Source organism: Pseudomonas sp. CFBP 5748 (assembly GCF_053850495.1).
Genome location: NZ_JBSPTN010000006.1, coordinates 309793 through 332062, shown reverse-complemented (window position 1 = coordinate 332062; position 22270 = coordinate 309793). Strand labels below are relative to the sequence as shown.

Sequence of the window (22270 nt, the reverse complement as noted above, 5' to 3'; positions counted from 1 at the left end):
CTACCCCTGCCACATCCCAACCATCACCAACATCAACAGCCCCACATACACTCGCGCATGCAGGCGATCCGGTATCCGCCCGATCCATGGCGTTGCCAAGCGAATGCCCAGTAGCGCGCCAAGCGTGAGTGCAACAAAGGCCAGTAGGTCGACATAACCGATAAACCACGGGCCGAAGTCTATATCGGTGAAACCGGCCAAGGCCATGTAGGTAACAGTACCGGCCAGGGCAACGGGCAAGCTCAGCGGGTTAGCCATGGATGTGGCCTGGGACATGCTCAGGCCACAACGGCGCAGCAGCGGCACGGTCATGACGCTGCCGCCAACCCCCAGGACCGTGGCGATGATTCCGATGGTGGTGCCGCCCAACGCGCTCTCCATCGTCGCCAAAGGGCGTGGGACGGCATCGCGGGAGTGTGTCAGAAAACCTCGCCGCAGCAGGCAATCCAGAATGGTCAGGCCCAGGTAGGCAATGAAAGCGTAGCGAATAATCTCGCCGCTGAGCCAAGTGGCGGCCGCTGCGCCGAGGATCGCCCCCAGGGCAATGAAGCCGCCGAACGGCCACAAATAATGACGAATCAACTGACCGGCTCGGTGATGTTTTCCTGTGGCGACCAGGGCGTTGACGATCATGACGCAGGTGGAGGTGGCGACGGCGATGTGCATCGCCGACTCACCGATGACATCACCGGCGTGATGAGCCGTCAGCATGCGATACATCAAGGGCACCACGACAAAACCGCCGCCGAACCCGAACAGCACGGCTGTCACGCCACTCAGGCAGCCGAAGCATGCGAGCAATACATAGGACATTGAGGTGAATCCGTGAAATGGGGGGCGCCCACGATAGGTAAGCGACGCCTGGCCTGCTGTAGCAAACAAGCCAATAATGTTCGCGTTTACGCCAGCCACGAGTGGCCCTTCGATGCGCAACACTTCGATCGATTTATTGGATGCAACCCCCAGGGCGGTCGTCGCCATTGGCACCGATTACTCCCACGGACATTTGCTGCCGTTGCACCGCCATCGTCGGGCGCAGTTACTCTATGGCGCCACCGGTGTGATGCAGGTGAGCACGGCGGACGGCAATTGGGTGGTGCCGCCGCAACGGGCGGTGTGGATTCCGCCCGGGATTGCCCACGAAGTGCTGATGCTGGGCGTCAGCACTCGCAGTTTGTACATCGAACCGGCAGCGGTGACGGCCATGGACACCCGCTGCCAGGTGATCAATGTGTCGCCCTTGATGCGCCAGTTGCTGATGGAAGCCGTGGAGCTTGCGCCGGACTACGATGAGGTTGGGCGCGATGGGGCGCTGATCGACTTGCTACTGCACGAACTGCTGCGCAGCAACCATCTGCCGCTGCACCTTCCACTGCCCCAAGACCCACGCCTGCTCGGCCTGTGCCAGGCATTTCTGAAACACCCAGACGCCCACGCCTCGCCCGGGCAATGGGCGACGCAGTTACATATCAGTTTGCGGTCGTTCAACCGCCTGTTCAGCCAGCAAACCGGGGTAAGTTTCAGCCAATGGCGGCAACAGGCGTGTGTGATGTCGGCATTGTCTCGATTGGCCGTAGGCGATTCGGTAACCCGCATTGCCCTTGATCTGGGCTACGACAGCCCCGCCGCGTTCTCCACCATGTTCCGCCGGATACTGGGTCACGCGCCGAGTGCCTGGTTGGAAAAGACCGCTGGTCATTGATCAAAAAAATGAGATTGATCCGGATTCAAAACAACTGTACAAAAACACAGTATTTTTTGAATCCACAGCTTTGGAGAATCCCATGGCCTCTCTCGCAATCAAAACCACCCTGCAACGCATCGCTGTCTATCAATTCACCCCAGCCCACAGCGCGCAGGCCCGAGCCATGCTGGGCTGGAGTGTCGAGGAGCTGTCGCGGCAGTCCGGCGTTTCGGTCCAAGCCATCCGGCGCTTCGAAGCCGGGGGTGAGCTGCTCGACGTGACCCGCCTGGCGTTGGCCTTTCGGCTGGAAGCCGAAGGCCTGGTGTTCTTCCCTGGGTTCGCCCCGGGGCGAGGCATGAACATCAAGGGCGCCACGCCGGATCCGATGGAGCGCCCAGACTACGCAATGATCGAATGATCGATGCGTCTGGAGTCAGGCCATGTCGGGCTGGTCCTGATAAGCCGAGGGCTCCACGTCCAGCCACCAGGCCCGGCCACGTTGTGGCTGAGTCAGGGTGAATGCTTCGCCCATTTGCGGCGTGGCGATGCTGACGTTGCGCTCCCAGGCCAGGGCCAGGATACGATCGAAGGGTTCATACCAGGCATGCATCGCCAGGTCGAATGTGCCGTTGTGGATCGGCAGCAACCAGCGGCCCTTGAGGTCGATATGAGCCTGTAGGGTTTGTTCCGGCTGCATGTGGACATGCGGCCAGTCGACGTTATAGGCACCGGTTTCCATCAGCGTCAGGTCAAAGGGGCCGTATTGCTCGCCGATGCGTTTGAAACCATCGAAATAACCGGTGTCGCCGCTGAAGAAAATCCGGGTGTCGGCGTCGATCATCACCCACGAGGCCCATAACGTACCGTTGCTGTCGAACAGGCCGCGACCGGAAAAATGCTGGGATGGCGTGGCAATGAACTCGATACCCTCCACTTCGGTGCCTTGCCACCAGTCCAACTGACGGACCTTGCTGGCGTCGATGCCCCATTTGATCAGGGTGTCGCCCACGCCCAAGGGAGCCAGGAAGTGGCGAGTCTTGGCAGCCAGTTTGAGAATGGCCTGATGGTCGAGGTGATCGTAATGATCATGGGAAAGGATCACTGCTTCGATCGGTGGCAGTTCTTCCAGGCTGATGGGTGGCTGATGAAAACGCTTGGGACCGACCCATTGCACGGGTGAGGCGCGTTCGGAGAAAACCGGGTCGGTCAGCCAGAACTTGTCCCGCAGCTTGAGCAGCACGGTGGAATGGCCGAGGCGCCAGACACTGTTGTTCGGCGCGGCCAGCAGGGCGTCACGCGTCAGCGGTTGAACCTCGATGGCGCCGGTAGGCCGGGTAGCGCGCGGCTTGTGGAAGGTCATGTTCCAGATGATGCGCAGGGTCGTGCCAAACCCTTGCCGCGGAGTGAAAGCGTGATTGCGATACTTGCCCTGTTCCTGCCGGGATGAAGGCTGGGCGGACGGGTTGTCGGTGGGAAAAGAGGGGATGGTCATGGTGCGATAACTCCAAGGGCGTCGTCGGAACTCCGATTCGCCGTTGTGGGACGCTGGATGGCCGTTGCATGCACGCTCAGCCGTTTGACGCACAAACTACACCACTCGGTGTAGTTTCTAGATTGCATGAATCCCGGGAGCAAGTAAACTGCCGAGTGTAAATTCCCTCCTCAACCGACGAATGCCCCATGACCGTACCGCAGCGCCTTACCGAACGGAAACGCGAAGCCATCCTTCAGGCCGCGATTGCTGAATTTCGTAGCAGCGGTTTCGAGATCACCAGTATGGACAAGATCGCGGCGACCGCTGGCGTATCGAAACGCACGGTGTACAACCACTTCCCCAGCAAGGAAGAACTGTTTGCCGAGATTCTGAATCGGTTATGGAACAGCATTACCGCAGAACAGGACATGCCCTATAGCTCGCTGAAGCCTCTACGGGAGCAGCTTCAAACATTGCTGCAAGCAAAATTGCACATGCTCGCGAACGATAACTTCCTCGACCTGGCGCGCATCGCCATCGCCGCCACGATTCATTCTCCCGAGCGGGCCCAGGACATGGTCGCGCGCATGGGCCAGCGCGAAGAAGGCTTGACCGCCTGGATTCGTCTGGCACTGGCCGATGGTCGATTGAAACCCGTGGAACCGGCATTTGCCGCCCAGCAAATGCATGGGCTGCTCAAGGCATTCGCCTTCTGGCCACAAATATCCATGGGGCAACCGAGCCTGAACCAGGATGAACAGACGCGGGTGATCGAGTCAGCCCTCGACATGTTTCTGGCCCGCTACCAGGCCTGAGCGTCAGATCACTGCGGATAGGGCTACTAAAGCGAAGGCTTACTGACAAATTTCTGGTGCATTTCGGTGGTCAGGCTGTCGATACGCTCAGTCAATGCCTTGGTCATTTCCGTCAGGCGGGTGTTCTGCTCCAACAACTCGAGTAACTGCGCGGTGTTCTGCGCGGCCTGGGCCTGACGTTCACTGTTAGCAATCGCCAGCGCTTCACGATGTTGAGCGTCGGCTTCCGCCTGGGCTTTATCCCGAGCAGCCTGTCGGGTTTGCGCCAGCAGGATCAGTGGGGCGGCATAGGCCGACTGCAGACTGAACGCCAGATTCAGCAAAATGAACGGGTAAGCATCGAAGTGAAAGACCCCCATCAGGTTCAGGCTGATCCATAGCAGCACGATCAGGGTTTGCGCGCCAAGGAACATCGGCGTCCCGAAAAAACGCGCGAACGCCTCCGCGCGCAGCGCAAAGCGGTCATTGCCAAAGGTCGGCGCCAGATGAGCGTGAGGACGATGAAAACGCAAGTGGTCAACTGGAGCTGCGGTAGAAGGTTGCGAGGGTTTCGTCATCGTGATGATCTCCGCCTGGGGCTAGGGCTTAAGGCACTATAACCGCTGGGGGGGCATCCTCCATTGATGTCATACACGCCCTGCTCGTTAAAAGTCAGCGCCACCGTAGATTACGCCCCAACTCGTCGAACAAGGTCACCACCGAACGCAAGGCTCGGCAGTCCGGGCGGGTCAGGAGCCACAGGGCCGTGTCATATCCCTCCAACGGTTCGCCAAGAGGCATCAGGCCCTGGCTTTCATCGATCAGAAAGTCCGGCAGCGCCGCGACCCCCAAACCGGCCCGCACCAACTCGGTGACCGAAAGCATGCTGTTGCAGCGATAAGCAGGCACCACGCCGGGTAAATATTGCCGACGCCAGGCCACGGTGGGGTGATCCGGGAGGAAATCGTCCGGCGCGATCCAGGTCATGCCCGCCAGATCATCCGGGTTCACCGAGCGCAGATAGGTGGCGCCGGCACATACCCGGTAAGCCACATTGCCCAGGTTTCGACCGACCAGATGTTCCGGCGGCGTACGGGTCAAGCGCAATGCAATGTCGGCATCACGGCGGCTCAGGTTGGCGAAGTCATTCGAGGTGCTCAGTTCAAGAGTCAGTGCCGGGTAGGCGGGCATGAACCGCGCCAGCGCAGGCAGCAGCAATGCTTGCAGGACCGAATCGGTGCATGTCAGTCGTACCGTGCCGCTGACGACCTCACCGCCCTGCTCCACACCGATCCGCGCCGCCTCCAAAGCCTGCTCGGCGCGCTCGGCCTGCTCAGCCAATGCCTGGGCCAGGCTCGTAGGCAGATACCCGGAACGGCTTTTTTCGAATAAGGGTTGGCCCAAGGCCGCCTCAAGTCGGCGTACCGCGCGAAATACCGTGGACACGTCCACATGCAGCAGTCGCGCGGCTCGGGCCAACGAGCCGCCACGGACCAACGCCAGGATCAGGGACAGATCGGGGTAGTCCAGACGATAGTGCGTCGATGCATTGAACACTTGGGTAAACGCCAATATTGATTGCGTGAACGCCAATCTATAGTGGCCACCAGGAATCAACAAGCGGCGAATCTCTCATGGAAAACCAGCGTTCTTTACACATCGCTTTGGTCGGCGACTATGACCCCCAGATAACGGCTCATCGGGCAATCCTTATCGCCCTTGAGCTCATCACCAGACAAACCGGCCAAGACATTCACTTCCAATGGTTGGCAACCGACTCCATCGCTGACAACAGCGTTCTAAATGACTTCAACGGCGTCTGGTGCGTGCCCGGCAGTCCTTACCGAAGTGAAGACGGCGTCGTGCAAGCGATTCGTTTTGCCCGCGAACAGCGTCGCCCTTTCCTCGGCACCTGCGGTGGTTTTCAGCATGCCGTGCTGGAATACGCTCGCCATGTGATGGGTTGGGCCGATGCCGCCCATGGCGAAACCGCTCCCGAGGCTGAACGGGCGCTGCTGACACCGCTGAGCTGTGCCCTGGTCGAAACCATCGATAGCCTTCAGCTCGAAGCGGGCTCCTTGATCGCCAAGGCCTATGATCGCCAGACGGTTTTCGAGGGCTATCACTGCCGCTTCGGGGTCAATCCGGATTTTGAAAAAGACTTGCTGAGCCAGCGCCTGCACGCCGTTGCCCGGGATTCGGCCGGCGACTTGCGGGCCGTGGAATTGCGTGACCATCCATTCTTTGTCGCGACGCTATTTCAGCCGGAACGCGCTGCGCTGGAGGGTCGTGTGCCGCCGTTGGTTGCTGCGTTTGTGGAGGCCTGCGCGAGGACAAGGCCATGAGTGCACACTACTACGCGGTGATTTTCACCTCCCTGCGCACCGAGGGAGACCAAGGCTACGCTGAAGCCGCAGAACGCATGCTGGCCCTTGCGCGAGAGCAGCCGGGGTTCCTCGGCGTCGAGTCGGCCCGTGGCGAAGATGGCTTAGGCATCACCGTGTCCTACTGGAGCAGCGAAGCGGCGATCCTGGCCTGGAAACAACACCCCGAACATAGCGCAATCCGGGAGCGCGGCCGTTCAACCTGGTATGCCCATTGCCACACGCGTGTGTGCAAGGTTGAACGCGATTATGCGTTCCGACGACAAACCTGATGCCAGGATACAAAACCTGATGTGTGTGCGGGCTTACTCGCGAAAGCGGTGGGTCAGCTTGCAGCGATGTTGAATGTGTCGACGTCTTTGCGGGCAAGCCTTGCTCCCACACTGAATCTCGGGTGTTCACAGATCCTGCCTTCACCACAATCCCCTGTGGGAGCTGAGCTTGCTCGCGATAGCGGTGGGTCAGCTTGCATCAATACTGAATGTTCCGCCGCCATCTCGGGCAAGCCTTGCTCCCACAGTGTCTTTGTTCAACTCGAGATCGGGGTTCAGCCTGTCACCAACTGCCGCACCGCCATGATCTCCGGCAGGTCGCTGCGCGCCATGTACACCCGCAAAGGTTCGCTGAGGTTGATCCGGTCGTCGATGTGCTGGTCCAGCAGTAACTGGATCCGCTCGCGTTTGAGGGCCATGGTGCCGTCCGCCACGGGGGCCCAGACAAATTCGCAGGTGGGGATGATGCCGTCGTCGGCCACGTCCATGCCGAAGGCGTCTTCGCTGAAACGTACGATGTATTGGCCGGTCTTGCGGTTCAGGCCGACAAAACCCTTGAGCTGGTCGGCGGCCTGGCAGATGAATGTCGAAGTGGTGCGCATGGTAAACCTCACGGATGCGTCTCGCAGGACGTCTGATCGATGGTTTACACACAAGGCAAGTGAACGATGGTTTCAGGTTTCCCTCTGCCGGGGAAACTGGTGCGGCTAAGGGTACTGCAAAGCATCCCGAAAATGCGTGGGAAAAATCTGCTTTGCACATATTTATGTCGGTATAGCGATAGCGCCGCTGGCGTTCAGTTGTTAAAAGATAGGTCTTTGCAAAACCTACGAAAGGATCTCGAGCATGCCTGTCACCTTCACCCGCAGTGCGTTGATGCTGAGCCTGTTGCTCGGCCTCGGTCAGACACAGGCCTCCGAGGCCCCGGCTCCCAAGGCCTTGGCGGCCCTTCAGGGGATCCCCCACCCGGCAGTGATCGCCCACCGCGGCGCCTCGTTCGACGCGCCGGAATCGACCGCGGCAGCCTACAAACTGGCCCGCGACCTGGGCGCCGACTACTTGGAACTGGACCTGCAACGCAGCAAGGACGGCGTGTTGTTCGTCCTGCATGACGACAGTCTGCTGCGCACCACGGATGTCGCCAGCAAGTTTCCCGAGCGCAAGGACAGCACCGCCAACCAATTCACCATGGCGGAACTCAAAACCCTCGACGCCGGCAGTTGGTTCAACGCGGCCTATCCAGACCGCGCCCGCCCTTCGTTCGTGGGCCTGAAAATCCTGACCCTGGATGAAGTGATCAATATCGCCGAGGGCAACACGCAGCAAAAACCCGGGCTGTACATCGAAACCAAGGAGCCGAAACTGTTCCCTGGCATCGAGCGCGACCTGAAGGATAAATTGCAGGACCGCGGCTGGCTGAGCCCGTCCGGCTCAAAACTGGCCAAGCGCGCCACCGGAGTGGGCCAGGGCAAGGGCAAGGTGGTCTTGCAGACCTTTGAAAGGAGCAGCCTCGAACTGCTGCACAAAGAGATGCCGAAAGTGCCGAAGATCCTGCTGCTGTGGGTGGGCGAAGGCAACATCGAGCCCAAGTCCAAGGTGCCGTTCGCCGAGTCCGGCGAAACCGACAAAGCGGCCTATTACGCCAAACAGGAACCCAAGGACCGGGCTGAGTTCGAAAAATGGGTGCAGTACGCCAAGACCCTGGGCGCCATCGGCACCGGACCGTCTGCAGCGTTGACCCAGGGTGGTAGCCAGAGTTACTCGAACCTGGTGCAGCCGTGGATGAACCAGTACACCCATGATCAGGGTCTGTTGGTGCATGTCTACACCGTGGACGATGCGGTGGACTTCAAGAAAGTCATGGAGGCCGGCGTCGACGGCATCTTTACCAACCGCGCCAGTGAACTGCTCAAATACTTCAAGCGCCCCGAGACTGGCAACGTCGTGCAGTTGCTGGAAAAGAACGGTTACTGAACCCAAACACGCCCATAGGGGTAAAGACTTTGCCCCATGGGCCCTGTTCGGCACTTCAGAAGTTTTTTCGAATTAAGGGTGAATTAAGTTGCCAGAGATAATCTGGCCCCACTTAAACGACTCACCCCTTAATGACACCAAGGAAAGAACTTATGAAAACTTTGACTGCCCTGTTTACCGCCGCTGCCCTGACCCTCGGCGCTGGCCTGGCCCAGGCGGATGTGCGAGTTGACCAGATCCCACAACTGGTCAAGGAAGGCAAGATCAAGTCGCTTGAATCGATGAACGAAGAAGCCCTGAAGTTGCACCCGGGCGCGAGCATCACCGACACCGACCTGGACAACCACTTCGACGGTTATGAATATGAAGTGGAACTGAAAACCGCTGACGGCAAAGAGTTCGACGTGGACTTCGATGCCACGACCGGCAAAGTACTGAGCAACAAGCAAGACACTTGATCCATCGGCAAAAAAGAGCCGCGCAACCCTAAGGTTGCGCGGCTTTTTTGCATCTATCAACAACTACGCTAACTGCTGTCAGGCACTCAACCGCGCCGTCACTTCATTCAACTGCCCAGACAAGCCGTGCAGGTTCCGGCTGGCGGCTTCGGTGCGCTGCACGTTGTCCAGGTTGGTGCTGGCGATACAGGTGATTTCAGTCAGGTTGCGCGAAATGTCTTCGGCCACGGAAGTCTGCTCTTCGGCGGCGGTGGCGATCTGGCGGTTCATGTCGCGGATCGCTTCGACAGCCTGGGTGATGCGTTCGAGCATCGCACCGGCCTGGGTCACCTGTTCCACACTTTCTTCGCTGCGCGACTGCCCGCTTTCGATGGCCTGGGCCGCGTCCACCGCACCGGTTTGTACGGTCTGGATGATCTGGTTGATCTCGATGATGGATGAAGCCGTGCGCTGGGCCAGGCTGCGCACTTCATCGGCGACCACCGCGAAACCGCGCCCCGCCTCACCGGCCCGAGCCGCTTCGATGGCTGCGTTGAGGGCCAGCAGGTTGGTCTGCTCGGCGATCCCGCGGATCACCTCCAGCACCTTGCCGATGCGCCCACTGTCGGTTTCCAACTGACGAATGACCGTGGCGGTGTTGGCGATCTCTCCGCGCATGCGGGTGATGGTGTGGATGGTCCCTTGCATAACCTTCTCGCCCTGTTGCGCCGATTGATCAGCGTCATCGGCCGCCCGTGCTGCGTCGGCGGCATGACGGGCGACTTCCTGGGCCGTGGCGGACATTTCGTTCATCGCCGTCGCCACCTGATCGGTGCGTTCGAATTGCTCGCTGGTGCCCTGGCTCATCAGGCTGGCGATGGCATTGAGCTCACCGCTGGCACTGTCCAGTTCCGTGGCACTGCGTTGCAGCCGGGTAAAGGTTTCAGCCAGGAAATCACGCAGTGTGTTGGCCGCTACCGCCAGATTGCCCAACTCGTCCTGACGGTTACTCGTCACACGCTCAGCGAAACGCCCATGACTCAGTCGGGTCACGTATTCGATCAGGTTACGGATCGGCTGAACCAGGTTGCGATTGACCAGCCACAGGCTGAACAACCCGATCAGCAGGCCCGACACCAGCATGACCACAGTGCCCAACATAATCGTGCGGTCAGCGCCGACACTGATTAACGTCGATTGCTCGGTGGCCAGTTTGCGCAACTCCACCACCAGCGCACTCATCTGCTCACTGGCCGCACGGTCCACACCTTTGACCGCCGCATCGCCCGCCGCTGCGTCGCCACCGGCCGCCACAAATGCATCGCGGCCCTTTTGGTACGCCGCGCCCAATTGACGGTGTTCGTCTCGCAAGGCCTCGATACGCGTCTTGATCGGCGCCGGCACACCCTCACGCCCGATCAATTCACCCAGAATGCCCTGGACATCACGCTGGCGCTCCTCGAACTGCTTCCAGTATTTATCCAGATCCGCCGGCTGCTTGCCGCGCAGCAGGACGTTTTTCCATTCCTGCACCTGCACCTTGAATTGCAGGTTGGCCTCATCGATCAACTGCGAGGCACGCAATGGGCCGTCGATCAGGTTGCGATAATTCTGGATGCCATCGGAAAGAAAATGAAAAGACGCCAGGGCGATCAGCAGCATCGCCAGTAGGCTGCCGCTCAGCAGGGTGAGAATCTGGGCTCTCAGGGATTTTTGTAGAAACATAGAGGGGATCTCTTGAGAAGAAAAAATAATCGAACCCACGGAACGACGTGTCCCGACCTCCATGTTCGTGCCGCAACCGAATGCGGTGGATATGTACACACCATCGGCCTGCCAGGGGCGTTCTTGAGCCTTCCCGACCATCGGTAGCCAGCAGGAGTGGTCGGTTGTCGGACCTCACAAAAACGATGCGAGAACCAAAGCGCGGCGATCTGCGCCATCCATCATCGATGGACATTGCAACTCCCGGTAACTGCCGGTTTGGCGGTGCTGCACAACTGTCACAAAAGCATCAAGAAAGCTTGCGATGATGCCCTCCAAGTGAACCTGTAGCCGCCACAGGCACTTCCCGCCAGCGAGACTTCATGAACCACAGCATCGATCAAAGCCACCGCGATCCGGATCTGTTCGGCCTGCTGTACGGGTTTCGTTTCCGTCCCGGCGAGCGTGGGCAGGAGATTGATTCGGCTCAGGCCTTACGGAGCCTGCAACACCCGCAAGAGGCCGATGAGTTCCTCTGGCTGCACCTGAACCTGGCGCATGCCGCGTGCGAGCGCTGGATGAAAAGCCATCTGACCTTGCCAGATGAGTTTTTCGAAGCCCTGCACGAAGGCTCGCGCTCGACCCGCATCGAGCACGTGGACTCGGCGCTGCTGGCGGTGGTGAACGATGTCGTGTTCAACCTCAGCAACCTGGTGTCTTCGGACGTCTCCACATTGTGGGTGTGCGTGCACAGTCGCTTGATTGTCAGCGCGCGACTGCAACCGTTGCACTCGGTCGATAAGCTGCGCTCGTCGGTCAAGGCCGGCGAGCGCTTTCGCTCGCCGCTGGAGCTACTCGTACACCTGCTGCGCGACCAAGGCGAAGTGCTGACCCAGATCGTGCGCAAGACCAGCCTTAGCGTCGACCAGATCGAAGATCAGTTGCTGTCCTCACGACTGTCCACCAACCGCGCCGAGTTGGGCAGCCAACGTCGGATACTCGTGCGCCTGCAACGCCTGCTGGCCCTGGAGCCGGGTTCGTTGCTGCGTCTGCTCAACCGCCCGCCACAATGGTTGCAGAAGGAAGACGTCAAGGAGCTGCGTAAATCTACCGAGGAGTTCGCCCTGATCATCAACGACCTCACCGCGCTGGGCGAACGGATCAAGCTGTTGCAGGAAGAAATCGCCGCCAACCTCAACGAACAAAGCAACCGCACCCTGTTCACCCTGACGGTGGTCACCGTGTTGGCGTTGCCCATCAACATCATTGCCGGCTTCTTTGGCATGAACGTCGGAGGCGTGCCGCTTGCCGGCGATCCCGAAGGCTTCTGGATCCTGGTGGCGCTGGTGGCAACCTTCACCCTGATTGCCGGCCGATGGGCATTTCGCAAGCGCCGCGACTATTGAGTCACAGCATTGAGCATGACCTGTCCAGACAACCCCTTTTGTCGGCACAGCGGGATTTAAAAGTCTTTTTGTCATTTCTCCTGGGGTATCCTGCCCAGGCTTTTTAAAAGCGCGGATCTACCAGATCTATCAACAGACTTTGCGAGGAGCGCGATATGCACGAGATCCCTAATCTCCCCTTCCCAAGCCTGCACGACACTGAGCAGACGACCACGCTACAAGCCGGGGGGCAACCAGACGCCCAGCAACCCGAGCCCAAGGAAGCCACTGAACGCCGCCAGGCCGACAGCGAAGACTGATTCACCCGCACCACCAGACCGTGTGGAAAGCGCTAATATGCGCTTTCCACACTGCCTGAATCCCGAGCCCCCGCACCATGACCGATGACACCCCGACCTTCAGCGAAGCCCAGGCCAGCGTACTGATCGGCACCGCCGAGAAAATGGTCGAGATCTGGACACGCCTTTCTCCTGAGAAACAAGCCGCCCTGCTGGCTCGTTTCGGCACCGAAGAAAACGCCCTTGCGGCACTCGTCACCACGCACCTGGTCGGCGGGCAAAACGACCGCTGAGCAACCATTGGACAAATAGTTTTACTTTTCCACGCGCTGCCGCCACGGTCGCCGTTATCATAAGCAGCCTATCTATCCTGCTGCTCCGTGGACCTTTACCCCATGTCAGATTCCCAGCGCCCCCTGGCGGTCACGCTGCAAGTCGTTTCCATCGTCCTGTTCACGTTCATTGGTTACCTGAATATCGGTATTCCCCTGGCCGTGCTGCCTGGCTATGTCCATGGCGAGTTGGGTTTCGGCGCGGTGATCGCCGGGCTGGTGATCAGCGTTCAGTACCTGGCCACCTTGCTCAGCCGTCCTTATGCGAGCCGGATCATTGACAATCTGGGCAGCAAACGCGCGGTCATGTTCGGCCTCGCCGGCTGCGGGCTGAGTGGTGTGTTCATGCTGGTGTCTGCCTGGACGCCACACCTGCCCATACTCAGCCTGATCAGCCTGTTGATCGGGCGCCTGGTGCTGGGCAGCGCGGAAAGCCTGGTGGGCTCCGGTTCGATTGGTTGGGGCATCGGCCGGGTCGGCGCGGCCAATACCGCCAAGGTGATTTCCTGGAACGGGATCGCCAGTTATGGCGCGCTGGCGATTGGTGCGCCGTTGGGGGTCTGGCTGGTCAATCACCTGGGGCTGTGGAGCATGGGCGTCAGCATTATCTTGCTGGGTTTGTTGGGGTTGGCACTGGCCTGGCGCAAGACCGCTGCGCCCATCGTCGCTGGCGAGCGCCTGCCGTTCATGCACGTGCTGGGGCGCGTCTTGCCGCACGGCTGTGGCCTGGCCCTGGGCTCCATCGGGTTTGGCACCATCGCTACGTTCATCACCCTGTATTACGCAACACAGCATTGGGACAACGCGGTGCTGTGCCTGAGTCTGTTCGGCGCCAGCTTCATCGGCGCGCGTTTGCTGTTCGGCAACCTGATCAACCGCCTGGGCGGCTTCCGCGTAGCGATCGTCTGCCTCTCGGTGGAAACCCTCGGCCTGTTGCTGCTGTGGCTCGCACCGGATGCCCATTGGGCCCTGGCGGGTGCGGCGTTGAGCGGTTTCGGCTTTTCCCTGGTGTTCCCGGCGCTCGGCGTGGAAGCGGTCAACCTGGTACCGGCCTCCAGCCGTGGGGCGGCGGTGGGTGCTTACTCGCTGTTCATCGACTTGTCGCTGGGGATCACCGGCCCACTGGCTGGTGCAGTTGCGGCAGGCTTTGGCTTTGCTTCGATCTTTTTGTTCGCCGCACTGGCAGCCCTGGCCGGGTTGTCGCTGAGTGTCTACCTGTACCGGCAGGCACCGGGGTCTCGCCAAGGGCGGGAGAAAAACTAGAAGTCCACCTTACCGCGACCGGCCTTGATCGAGCCGCGCTTGGTCTTGGATTCCAGGCGACGTTTTTTCGAGCCCAGGGTCGGTTTGGTCGGGCGGCGCTTCTTTTCGACCTTGGTGGCGCTGAGGATCAGTTCGCTCAGGCGCTCCAGGGCATCGGCCCGGTTCTGTTCCTGCGTGCGATATTGCTGGGCCTTGATGATCAGCACACCGTCGCTGGTAATGCGACTGTCGCGCAAGGCCAGCAAGCGCTCCTTGTAGAACTCGGGCAAGGACGAGGCCGGAATGTCGAAGCGCAAGTGCACGGCGCTGGACACCTTATTGACGTTCTGCCCCCCGGCGCCTTGGGCGCGGATGGCCGTCAACTCGATCTCGGCGTCCGGGATGTGCACAGTGTTGGAAATCGCCAGCATGGAAAACGTCCGGGTTCAGGCCCCACAGGATACCCCGAATCCCCCAGCCAACGATCAACCTTGTGGGAGCGAGCTTGCTCGCGATTGCAGCGTGTCAGTCACCATTGATGCTGCTGACCCAACGCCATCGCGAGCAAGCTCGCTCCCACAGGGTTTCGTGCTTACTTGGCAGCCGCTGCCACGGCCATTTCATGCCGGGCACTGCGCTTGTTCTTGATCACGTAGCACACCCACATGAACACCACCCACACCGGAATCGCATAGACCGAGATCTGGATGCCGGGGATCAACAACATCACGCCCAGAATGAACACCACGAACGCCAGGCAGACGTAGTTGCCGTACGGGTACCACAGCGCCTTGAACAGCGGCGTCTGGCGGGTCTGGTTCATGTGCTGGCGGAACTTGAAGTGCGAGTAGCTGATCATCGCCCAGTTGATCACCAGGGTCGCGACCACCAGGGACATCAGCAACTCCAGCGCATGCTGCGGGATCAGGTAGTTCAGCAACACCGCCACCAGCGTGACCGCAGCCGAGGCGAGGATCGAACGCACCGGCACGCCACGCTTGTCAATCTTCGCCAAAGCCTTGGGCGCATCGCCCTGCTCGGCCATGCCCAGCAACATGCGGCTGTTGCAGTAAGTGCCGCTGTTGTACACCGACAGCGCAGCGGTCAACACCACGAAGTTGAGGATGTGCGCCGCCGTGTTGCTGCCCAGCATCGAGAACACCTGCACGAACGGGCTGCCGCTGTAGGCATCGCCGGAGGCGTTGAGGGTGGTCAGCAGGCTGTCCCAAGGGGTCAGGGACAACAGCACCACCAGGGCACCGATGTAGAAAATCAGGATCCGGTAAATCACCTGGTTGATAGCCTTGGGGATCACGGTTTTCGGTTTGTCCGCCTCAGCCGCGGTGAAGCCAAGCATCTCCAGGCCACCGAAGGAGAACATGATGATCGCCATGGCCATCACCAGCCCGCTCACGCCGTTGGGGAAGAATCCACCGTGGGCCCACAGGTTGGTCACCGACGCTTGTGGGCCGCCGTGACCGCTGACCAGCAAGTAGCTGCCCAGGGCAATCATGCCGACAATCGCCACGACCTTGATGATCGCGAACCAGAATTCGGCCTCGCCGAAGACTTTGACGTTGGCCAGGTTGATCGCGTTGATCAGCACAAAAAACGCGGCAGCCGAGGCCCAGGTTGGAATGTCCGGCGCCCAGTAGTGGATGTACTTGCCCACCGCCGTCAGCTCGGACATGCCCACCAGGATGTAGAGAATCCAGCAGTTCCAGCCCGACAGGAACCCGGCGAAACCGCCCCAGTATTTGTGGGCAAAGTGGCTGAAGGAACCGGCCACCGGCTCTTCGACGATCATTTCGCCCAACTGGCGCATGATCATGAAGGCGATGAAACCGCAAATAGCGTAGCCGAGGATCATCGACGGGCCAGCTGACTTCAGCACCCCCGCCGAACCAAGGAACAGGCCGGTGCCGATCGCGCCGCCGAGGGCGATCAGTTGAATGTGGCGATTTTTCAGGCCGCGTTTCAGCTCGCCTGAATGCGAGTTTTGTCCACTCATGAAAAGGGTCTCACGCAAGGTTTGATGATGTTCGTTAGACGTTGCCGCTCAAATCGGATTTCAAGCAGCGCCGATCAAACCCCAGCGCAGGCACCAGGAATTCAGCGTTTTAACAACGGTCATGCGTCACCTGTTTGTTTTTATCTGTGACGAAATCGAACCCGACACGCTTGTGACGTGGCGGAGTGAACAAGGCGGATAACCTTGAAAGTGCGTGGGTACGCGAAGGGTCACAGTAAAACGCGGCGCATTGTACACCGCCGACCCCCTGCTGCCAGACACCACCAGATCAGCGTGTCATTTGCCGGGATTGCACGTGGCCGCCTCGAAGGTCTCGGGCGACTGCAAAAATGCGTCCAGGCCCTTGCGAGCCCTCGATGGGTGTGGCGCGAAAAACGCCACGACGGGAGAAATGGAATCGAGCTACGGCGTTCATTGCGCCTCCTTCTTGTTATGCACCTGCACGACAGGCATGGGACGCATCTCACCCTTCCCGCAGACTTGAAACAAGCGGGTCAGAGCCCTGGAAAACCCACCAGCACAGGCCCTGCGGAAGTTTTTTCTTACAGCCTTTGAAAACACCGTTCCCGGCCAGCCCCACGGGCGCCAATCGTCAGTATTTCTTTACAACCTGTAACGCATCATTTCCACGTAGGAATTTTCCGTAACCCGACTGCAAATTGACGGTAGGTAGCTACCTAATAAAAAAACTCTTCAGCCGGCTGTTTTTGAATGAGTAATTTCTTCGCCGAAAATGGAATAAAAAATTCAAAAGAAAAAAATAAAATTATTTTTTGCATTCCAAAAAACCCTGGACTAGGTTTCAGCGACTTGCCCACGCATCGTGCCGGCAAGTTTTGCGGTGGCGCTTGCGGTCAGTTTTCACTCAGCCCATCGCTCCGCACTTTCCGTAAAAGTCATCTAGGAGATTCACTATGCAAGCACTGGACAAAGACTTGGAAACCGAACTGCAACTGGACGAATGGTTTGAAGCACCGACCCATGAGGCCGCCGTTGAAATGATGCAAGCCGACGCCGTCGTTCCGTTCGGCACGGCGATGTGGCCGCTCTAAGCACTACCCGGCGGTGCTGATCCGGCCGGTCAGCTCCGCCACTGTCGCGGATGTGTCAGGGAAGCCAACTACATTTGTCAGGGGAAGAAAAAGCATGGACACACAACGAGCCATCTCACATTTCCTTTACTACCTCGAACACCATCCCGCCCTGGCCGGCATCCAGCCCGCCAAGGTGTTGCTCGGCCATACCGCCGACTACGAAGCACTGACCGGTGCCATCGCCGAACAGGCCGGCAGTGGCTCGCCCTTCCGGTTCAGCGCCATGCGCCTGGACCTTGAACCCACCGAGCGCCTGTCCAAAGCCATTGCCGACAGCGATCTGTATATTTTCTTCTACGACTCCTCCACCCTGCCCAACCCGCGCCCCGAAGGCCCGGACTTTGTCCGCGCGCTGCAAGGCGTGATGGCCGACAACTGGAAGAAATCGCTACTGTTCAAGGACTACGGCGATTATTTCTACGACACCTTCAGCGTCATTCCCCAGCGCATCGCCGGGCTCAACAGCCACCTGATCCGGCGCATGTCCCAGGCGACAACCTTGAGCTTCCAGGATGACCTGGGGTCGTATTTCGACACGCCCCTGCACAGCGTCAAAAAATGGACCGACATCAACGGCCTCGGCAACTATGACTTGGCCCCCGGCGAAATCGCCACCCACAGCGACACCATCAATGGCCGGGTGAGTTTCCTCGGCACATTCCTGAGCACCATCCCGTTTGCGCGCAAATACGGCGTGCTGCAATCGCCGCTGGAGCTGTGGATTGAAGACTCCACCATCCAGAAAATCGCCACCGACGTGCCAGGCCTGGAGCACGACTTCAACAAGTACCTGGACGCCAACCCATCCAACCGCCGCATCGAGGAACTGGGGATCGGCACCAACGAAGGGGTCAAGAGCCTGTACGCCCGCAATGCCGGTTTCGAGGAGCGCCATTGCGGCCTGCACCTGGGGCTCGGTGGCGGGGCCAAGGGTAGCCATCATCTGGATCTGATTTTTGAGCGGGGGATGTTGGCGCTCGATAATGAGCCGATGTTTGATGGGCGGTTTGTGCTTTAGGTTGGGATTTCTGTAAGGCTGATGCCGCCATCGCGAGCAAGCTCGCTCCCACAGTTGAGCTTCAGCGAATGGAAGATCTGCGACCGACACCGTCCCAGTGTAGGAGCGAGCTTGCTCGCGATGGCGGACTATCTGTACCGCATCACTAAACCAAGCCAAAAAAAAACGCCAACCACAAGGGGTTGGCGTTTTTTCTTGCAGCTAGAAACTCACAGCTGCCTCACTCCGGCTTGCGACGCCCAAACCCCGGACGCTGCCCGGAACCTGCCGGTGCCCCACGGCGCTTGCCCGATGGCGTGTCGCGGTCGACCAGGACGATGCCCGGGCGCTTTTTCGGTGCGGGCTTGGCCGGGCGCTTGGTGTCGGCCGGGCGATCAGCCACTGGCGTGCCACGGCCTGCAGGAGCACCGCGACCTTCACTGCGTTCAGTGCGGCCATTGGCCGGGCGTGGCGTGCGCGGGCCGCGCTCGCCATCCTGGCGTGGTGCTGGCTTGCGGGCCGGGCGCTCGCCTTCGATCTGTGGCTCGCGCGAAGGACGTGGGCCGGTCGGCGCACCGTCAGCAGCCGGACGCAGGGTACGCACGCGCTCGGTCTTGCCCATCGGACGCGAGGATTTACGCTGCATCCGCTCCAGTTTGTCCTTGCTCTTGGCGGTCATCTGCGGCATCGCCACCGGCTTGAGGCCTACTTCGGCCGCCAGGATGTCGACTTCATACTGGCTCATTTCGCGCCAGCGGCCCATCGGCAGGTCGGAGTTGAGGAACACCGGGCCGAAACGCACGCGCTTCAGGCGGCTGACCACCAGCCCCTGGGATTCCCACAGGCGACGCACTTCACGGTTACGGCCTTCCATCACCACGCAGTGGTACCAATGGTTGAAGCCTTCACCGCCGGGCGCCTGCTTGATGTCGGTGAAACGCGCCGGGCCGTCTTCCAGCACGACGCCAGCCTTCAGGCGCTCGATCATTTCGTCATCGACTTCACCACGTACGCGCACGGCGTATTCGCGGTCCATCTCGTAGGACGGGTGCATCAAACGGTTGGCCAGCTCACCGTCGGTGGTGAACATCAGCAGACCGGTGGTGTTGATGTCCAGGCGACCGATGTTGATCCAGCGGCCTTCTTTCGGACGTGGCATTTTATCGAACACGGTCGGACGGCCTTCCGGGTCGTCACGGGTGCAGATCTCGCCGTCGGGTTTGTTGTACATGATCACGCGGCGCACCGTTTCGGCGGCCTCTTCGCGCTTGATCACCTTGCCATCGATGGTGATGGCGTCGTGCATGTCGACACGCAGGCCCAAGGTGGCATCTTTGCCGTTGACCTTGATCCGGCCCTGGGTGATCCAGGCTTCCACGTCGCGGCGCGAGCCGACGCCGATACGGGCGAGGACTTTTTGCAGTTTCTCGCCTGCTGGGCCGATTTCCTGGCTGTCGTTCTGGTCTAGGTCTTTCATTCTGGGCACCTCCCGGTGTGGTCGGGTCAGGCCAGGCCTGACACTTTGAAAACGGGTCTTCGACGAAGGGATCGCCAAAGGGTCGCGAATCATACGCCTGTTGTGGCGTTTGCGCATCAGAGACTAGTTGATCAACCCACGCTCAGCGGTTTTTCCGCCGACCGGTGATGCACTGTATTCATGTGGGAGCGAGCTTGCTCGCGATAGCGGTGCTCCGGTCGCGGGGCCACAGAGATGTGTTCCAAAAAACGAGATCAATCGTCGAACTGACGCCGTTCGTTTTCAATCGCTTCAGCCAAGGCCCGGGCTTCGGCTTCTTCATCGCTCAGCTCAGGCTCGGGTTCACGCGGTTCGAGGGCGGCGACGGCCGCCAGGAGTTTTTCCCGAGCCTCGGCAACGCCAAGAATGTCTTCTTCAGGCTCGGGTTCAGGCTCGGTCTGAAGCTCAACTTCACCGTCGGGCGGCGAGAGTTCATCCGGCTCGCCTTCAGGACCGGGGCCTTCACGCAGCAGGTCGTCGAAATCGGTCTTTAGGCCCTCCTCCATGGTGTCCAGCTCCAACAACAACGTGTGGAAACTGGTCTCCTCCTTGGGCTCCTCCGGCTCGGCGCTGGCGTCGGCCAGTTCCTGCAGGCCCTGGGGCACCGGGGCGTCGTCGAAGTCCAGCATCGGCTCGGGTTCAAGCTCCCGCAGTTCAGCCAGGGGCGGCAGGTCGTCCAGATTCTTCAAGTTGAAGTGATCGAGAAAAGCCTTGGTGGTGGCGAACATCGCCGGCTTGCCCGGCACATCGCGATAGCCGACGACCCGGATCCACTCACGCTCCAGCAACGTCTTGACGATATGGCTGTTGACCGCCACGCCCCGTACATCCTCGATCTCGCCCCGGGTGATCGGTTGGCGATAAGCGATCAACGCCATGGTTTCGAGCATGGCGCGGGAATAGCGCTGCGGCCGTTCCTCCCACAGACGCCCGACCCAGGGCGCGAACTTCTCGCGAATCTGCAGGCGATAACCAGAAGCCACTTCCTTGAGCTCGAAAGCCCGCCCCTCACAGGATTTACCCAGGAGTGTCAGGGCTTTCTTGAACACGGCCGGCTCAGGCCGCTCGCCTTCTTCGAAGAGTTCGAACAGCCGCTCCATCGATTGCGGCTTTCCCGAGGCCAACAGGAAAGCTTCAAGCAAGGGGGCCAGCTCGCGGGGTTCAGTCAGATTCATTGATTTGCTCGTTATTCGGCTCGTGCCCGCACGTGGATCGCTGCGAACGGCTCATTCTGCACCAGCTCGACCAAGGATTCCTTGACCAATTCCAGGACCGCCATAAACGTCACCACCACGCCCAGCCGCCCTTCCTCGGCGGTGAACAGCTCGACGAACGGCACAAAGCCGCCGCCCTTGAGCCGCTCCAGCACATCGCTCATGCGTTCGCGGGTGGACAGCGCTTCGCGGCTGACCTGGTGACTTTCAAACATATCGCCGCGGCGCAGGACCTCGGCCATGGACATCAGCAACTCTTCCAGGCTGACATCCGGCAGCAACTTGCGCGCCCGCGCTTCGGGGGCATCGAGCTTGGGCACCACCACATCGCGCCCGACCCGGTTCAAGCCATCGAGGCCTTCGGCCGCGACCTTGAAGCGCTCGTATTCCTGCAAGCGGCGGATCAGCTCGGCCCGCGGGTCGTCTTCTTCCGCTTCGACCTCGGCCGAGCGCGGCAGCAGCATCCGTGACTTGATCTCGGCGAGCATGGCCGCCATCACCAGGTATTCAGCCGCCAGCTCCAGGCGCACCGACTGCATCAGCTCCACATAGCCCATGTACTGGCGGGTGATTTCCGCCACGGGGATGTCGAGGATATTGATGTTCTGTTTGCGGATCAGGTACAGCAGCAGATCGAGCGGGCCCTCGAAGGCTTCGAGAAACACTTCCAGCGCGTCCGGCGGAATGTACAAGTCCAGGGGCATTTCCATGACCGCCTGGCCATAAACCATGGCGAACGGCAGCTCCTGCTGGGCGCCGGCCTGGCTGTCGGCGCTTTCCACGGTTTCCACAGCCGACATTCAGGCCTCGACCATGAACGGCGCCGGGTCGCCACAACCGACACGTACCACCTGCGGCTCGCCGTCGGCCAGGTTGATCACCGTGGACGCCGACATGCCCCCGAAACCGCCATCGATGATCAAGTCCACCTGATGTTCGAGTATCTGGCGCATCTCATAGGGGTCGGTCAACGGCTCCGTGTCGCCGGGCATGATCAGCGTCACGCTCATCAGCGGCTCGCCCAGTTCCGCCAGCAGCGCCAGGGCAATGGGATGGCTCGGCACCCGCAGGCCGATGGTGCGTTTTTTCGGGTGCAGCAACAGCCGCGGGACTTCCCGCGTGGCGTTGAGAATAAAGGTGTACGGCCCCGGCAAATGGGCCTTGAGCAGACGGAAGGTGCCGGTGTCGATCTTGGCGAACAGGCCAAGTTGCGACAGGTCGCTGCAGATCAGCGCGAAGTTGTGCTTGTCATCCAACTGACGCAGGCGTCTTACCCGCTCAACAGCGTTCTTGTCACCGATCTGGCAACCAATGGCGTAGGCGGAATCGGTGGGATAGACCACCACACCACCACCACGGATGATTTCCACGGCCTGTTTGATCAGGCGCGCCTGCGGGTTTTCCGGATGAATCTGGAAAAATTGACTCACGTGTTC

25 protein-coding genes are annotated in these 22270 nt (G+C 60.1%); 13 read left to right on the top strand and 12 right to left on the bottom strand.

Going from position 1 to position 22270, the window contains the following annotated elements:
* Window positions 1–813 carry a sulfite exporter TauE/SafE family protein gene (locus ACWNZ1_RS16520; RefSeq protein WP_135846817.1) on the bottom strand — a complete coding sequence of 271 codons (813 nt, stop codon included), beginning with the start codon at window positions 811–813 and terminating at the stop codon, window positions 1–3.
* Window positions 814–925: 112 nt separating this feature from the next.
* On the opposite strand from ACWNZ1_RS16520, the gene ACWNZ1_RS16515 reads away from it, so the two are divergent.
* Both ACWNZ1_RS16515 and ACWNZ1_RS16510 read left to right on the top strand, forming a co-directional pair.
* Window positions 926–1702 (top strand): AraC family transcriptional regulator, encoded by a 777-nt coding sequence (locus ACWNZ1_RS16515; protein WP_265072334.1) that lies wholly within the window; start codon window positions 926–928, stop codon window positions 1700–1702.
* A gap of 82 nt (window positions 1703–1784) precedes the next feature.
* Complete coding sequence (locus ACWNZ1_RS16510; protein ID WP_063324696.1) at window positions 1785–2102, top strand: helix-turn-helix domain-containing protein; 318 nt, start codon at window positions 1785–1787, stop codon at window positions 2100–2102.
* Window positions 2103–2117: 15 nt separating this feature from the next.
* Here the strand turns inward: ACWNZ1_RS16510 and ACWNZ1_RS16505 are convergent, their stop codons facing one another.
* Window positions 2118–3176: an MBL fold metallo-hydrolase gene (locus tag ACWNZ1_RS16505; protein ID WP_135846819.1), complete on the bottom strand. Its 1059-nt coding sequence runs from the start codon at window positions 3174–3176 to the stop codon at window positions 2118–2120.
* A gap of 188 nt (window positions 3177–3364) precedes the next feature.
* Between ACWNZ1_RS16505 and ACWNZ1_RS16500 the strand changes: the two genes are divergently transcribed.
* Complete coding sequence (locus ACWNZ1_RS16500; RefSeq protein WP_256453620.1) at window positions 3365–3973, top strand: TetR/AcrR family transcriptional regulator; 609 nt, start codon at window positions 3365–3367, stop codon at window positions 3971–3973.
* Window positions 3974–3999: 26 nt separating this feature from the next.
* On the opposite strand, the gene ACWNZ1_RS16495 is transcribed toward ACWNZ1_RS16500, so the two are convergent.
* Window positions 4000–4530 carry a DUF1003 domain-containing protein gene (locus ACWNZ1_RS16495; protein WP_135846821.1) on the bottom strand — a complete coding sequence of 177 codons (531 nt, stop codon included), beginning with the start codon at window positions 4528–4530 and terminating at the stop codon, window positions 4000–4002.
* A gap of 94 nt (window positions 4531–4624) precedes the next feature.
* Window positions 4625–5572, bottom strand: a complete 948-nt coding sequence (locus ACWNZ1_RS16490; RefSeq protein WP_265072335.1) for a LysR family transcriptional regulator — start codon at window positions 5570–5572, stop codon at window positions 4625–4627.
* A gap of 14 nt (window positions 5573–5586) precedes the next feature.
* Between ACWNZ1_RS16490 and ACWNZ1_RS16485 the strand changes: the two genes are divergently transcribed.
* Both ACWNZ1_RS16485 and ACWNZ1_RS16480 read left to right on the top strand, forming a co-directional pair.
* Entirely contained in the window at window positions 5587–6297 is a 711-nt protein-coding gene (locus ACWNZ1_RS16485) for a CTP synthase C-terminal region-related (seleno)protein (protein WP_265072336.1), read from the top strand.
* Window positions 6294–6608, top strand: a complete 315-nt coding sequence (locus ACWNZ1_RS16480; RefSeq protein ID WP_135846824.1) for an antibiotic biosynthesis monooxygenase family protein — start codon at window positions 6294–6296, stop codon at window positions 6606–6608. Before ACWNZ1_RS16485 ends, ACWNZ1_RS16480 begins: the two co-directional genes overlap by 4 nt.
* A gap of 275 nt (window positions 6609–6883) precedes the next feature.
* Here the strand turns inward: ACWNZ1_RS16480 and ACWNZ1_RS16475 are convergent, their stop codons facing one another.
* Window positions 6884–7210 (bottom strand): DUF2025 family protein, encoded by a 327-nt coding sequence (locus ACWNZ1_RS16475; RefSeq protein ID WP_135846825.1) that lies wholly within the window; start codon window positions 7208–7210, stop codon window positions 6884–6886.
* A gap of 244 nt (window positions 7211–7454) precedes the next feature.
* Between ACWNZ1_RS16475 and ACWNZ1_RS16470 the strand changes: the two genes are divergently transcribed.
* Window positions 7455–8582 carry a glycerophosphodiester phosphodiesterase gene (locus ACWNZ1_RS16470; protein WP_256453623.1) on the top strand — a complete coding sequence of 376 codons (1128 nt, stop codon included), beginning with the start codon at window positions 7455–7457 and terminating at the stop codon, window positions 8580–8582.
* 152 nt (window positions 8583–8734) lie between these two features.
* A complete protein-coding gene (locus tag ACWNZ1_RS16465; protein WP_456027746.1) occupies window positions 8735–9040 on the top strand; it encodes a PepSY domain-containing protein in 306 nt (101 codons plus the stop codon).
* Window positions 9041–9118: 78 nt separating this feature from the next.
* On the opposite strand, the gene ACWNZ1_RS16460 is transcribed toward ACWNZ1_RS16465, so the two are convergent.
* The gene (locus tag ACWNZ1_RS16460) at window positions 9119–10744 is read right to left on the bottom strand and encodes a methyl-accepting chemotaxis protein (protein ID WP_135846828.1); all 1626 of its coding nucleotides are present in this window, start codon (window positions 10742–10744) and stop codon (window positions 9119–9121) included.
* A gap of 362 nt (window positions 10745–11106) precedes the next feature.
* On the opposite strand from ACWNZ1_RS16460, the gene ACWNZ1_RS16455 reads away from it, so the two are divergent.
* From ACWNZ1_RS16455 to ACWNZ1_RS16440, 4 genes are all read left to right on the top strand, one after another.
* Complete coding sequence (locus ACWNZ1_RS16455) at window positions 11107–12129, top strand: transporter (protein ID WP_135846829.1); 1023 nt, start codon at window positions 11107–11109, stop codon at window positions 12127–12129.
* Window positions 12130–12284: 155 nt separating this feature from the next.
* Window positions 12285–12428 (top strand): hypothetical protein, encoded by a 144-nt coding sequence (locus tag ACWNZ1_RS16450; RefSeq protein ID WP_162893862.1) that lies wholly within the window; start codon window positions 12285–12287, stop codon window positions 12426–12428.
* 77 nt (window positions 12429–12505) lie between these two features.
* Window positions 12506–12700 (top strand): hypothetical protein, encoded by a 195-nt coding sequence (locus tag ACWNZ1_RS16445; RefSeq protein ID WP_135846830.1) that lies wholly within the window; start codon window positions 12506–12508, stop codon window positions 12698–12700.
* A gap of 102 nt (window positions 12701–12802) precedes the next feature.
* Window positions 12803–14002 (top strand): MFS transporter, encoded by a 1200-nt coding sequence (locus tag ACWNZ1_RS16440; protein ID WP_256453624.1) that lies wholly within the window; start codon window positions 12803–12805, stop codon window positions 14000–14002.
* Here ACWNZ1_RS16440 and arfB read toward each other — a convergent pair.
* Together arfB and ACWNZ1_RS16430 are read right to left on the bottom strand one after the other, a co-directional pair.
* The gene (gene arfB / locus ACWNZ1_RS16435) at window positions 13999–14412 is read right to left on the bottom strand and encodes an alternative ribosome rescue aminoacyl-tRNA hydrolase ArfB (RefSeq protein ID WP_060740976.1); all 414 of its coding nucleotides are present in this window, start codon (window positions 14410–14412) and stop codon (window positions 13999–14001) included. The genes ACWNZ1_RS16440 and arfB overlap by 4 nt on opposite strands.
* Before the next feature lie 161 nt (window positions 14413–14573).
* A complete protein-coding gene (locus ACWNZ1_RS16430) occupies window positions 14574–15992 on the bottom strand; it encodes an amino acid permease (protein ID WP_135846832.1) in 1419 nt (472 codons plus the stop codon).
* A gap of 935 nt (window positions 15993–16927) precedes the next feature.
* Between ACWNZ1_RS16430 and ACWNZ1_RS16425 the strand changes: the two genes are divergently transcribed.
* Both ACWNZ1_RS16425 and ACWNZ1_RS16420 read left to right on the top strand, forming a co-directional pair.
* Window positions 16928–17065 (top strand): hypothetical protein, encoded by a 138-nt coding sequence (locus tag ACWNZ1_RS16425; protein WP_003178782.1) that lies wholly within the window; start codon window positions 16928–16930, stop codon window positions 17063–17065.
* A gap of 94 nt (window positions 17066–17159) precedes the next feature.
* Complete coding sequence (locus ACWNZ1_RS16420; protein ID WP_135846833.1) at window positions 17160–18125, top strand: M29 family metallopeptidase; 966 nt, start codon at window positions 17160–17162, stop codon at window positions 18123–18125.
* Between the two features lie 220 nt (window positions 18126–18345).
* Here the strand turns inward: ACWNZ1_RS16420 and rluB are convergent, their stop codons facing one another.
* From rluB to ACWNZ1_RS16400, 4 genes are all read right to left on the bottom strand, one after another.
* Window positions 18346–19581, bottom strand: a complete 1236-nt coding sequence (gene rluB, locus ACWNZ1_RS16415; protein WP_135846834.1) for a 23S rRNA pseudouridine(2605) synthase RluB — start codon at window positions 19579–19581, stop codon at window positions 18346–18348.
* Window positions 19582–19835: 254 nt separating this feature from the next.
* Window positions 19836–20795 carry an SMC-Scp complex subunit ScpB gene (scpB, locus tag ACWNZ1_RS16410; RefSeq protein ID WP_135846835.1) on the bottom strand — a complete coding sequence of 320 codons (960 nt, stop codon included), beginning with the start codon at window positions 20793–20795 and terminating at the stop codon, window positions 19836–19838.
* Between the two features lie 11 nt (window positions 20796–20806).
* Window positions 20807–21505: a segregation and condensation protein A gene (locus ACWNZ1_RS16405; protein ID WP_165826070.1), complete on the bottom strand. Its 699-nt coding sequence runs from the start codon at window positions 21503–21505 to the stop codon at window positions 20807–20809.
* A 129-nt stretch (window positions 21506–21634) separates the two neighbouring features.
* Complete coding sequence (locus ACWNZ1_RS16400) at window positions 21635–22264, bottom strand: L-threonylcarbamoyladenylate synthase (RefSeq protein ID WP_135846836.1); 630 nt, start codon at window positions 22262–22264, stop codon at window positions 21635–21637.
* Window positions 22265–22270: the final 6 nt, after the last annotated feature.